Here is a 673-nt window from a genome sequence, read left to right as displayed (position 1 = left end):
TTCGCTCCCTTGGCCCCGCGCACGATCAAGGGCCGGCTCCGGCGCGGTCGCACCGGCACGAAGCCGCTGTTCGAAACGGGCGCCTATCGCCGCGCCACGTTGTGTGTTGAGGCGTCTTTCTGAGTAATCTCGAAGGTAATGCGCAGCCCCTGCCCGCCGTTCTCGTCGCCGGTATAAGTGAAGGTCTTGCCGCCTGCGATCTGCACGGAGACGGTGCGAAGGTATTGCTGGGTCATAGCGCGCTCTAGCTGCCGCTGCCGGCCAGCGGGCGCGGCTGAATTGTGTAGGTGAAGGCGCGGCGATAGGCGCCCGTGTCGAACAGCGGCTTCGTGCCGGTGCGACCGCGCCGGAGCCGGCCCTTGATCGTGCGCGGCGACAAGGGAGCTAAGTCGCACTCAGTAATCTTGGCCTGCACCGCGCTCGTGCCGCTGATTCCTACCTTGTGTAGCGCCTGTTCTGGTGCCGAAAAGTCGCCTTTACATTCTTTTCGAACACCCGCCGCTAGCATTACAGCAGGCGCGTCACAAATGCCCTCTACACCCGGAAAGAGATGCGGGCGCGCCGGCAAGTTCTTCTCCGGCTGGCCATATTCAAACAGGTAGCCAAGAGCCGCGTTATTTATCGGTTTCTCGCCCTTTTCGCCGGGGTGCATACTCTCGGCGGGAATGCCAAT

2 protein-coding genes are annotated in these 673 nt (G+C 62.6%); both read right to left on the bottom strand.

Annotation, left to right across the window (positions count from 1 at the left end):
• Window positions 1-83: 83 nt before the first annotated feature.
• Window positions 84-236 carry a hypothetical protein gene (locus MKK52_RS02520; RefSeq protein ID WP_243952174.1) on the bottom strand — a complete coding sequence of 51 codons (153 nt, stop codon included), beginning with the start codon at window positions 234-236 and terminating at the stop codon, window positions 84-86.
• A gap of 8 nt (window positions 237-244) precedes the next feature.
• The coding region (locus tag MKK52_RS02515) for a hypothetical protein (protein WP_243952173.1) at window positions 245-673 on the bottom strand (429 nt) is incomplete at its 5' end.

This window comes from Methylobacterium sp. J-067, from assembly GCF_022829465.1.
Lineage (GTDB): Bacteria > Pseudomonadota > Alphaproteobacteria > Rhizobiales > Beijerinckiaceae > Methylobacterium > Methylobacterium litchii.
Note: the sequence above shows the minus strand (reverse complement) of the source record. Positions and strands in the feature narration are given on the sequence as shown.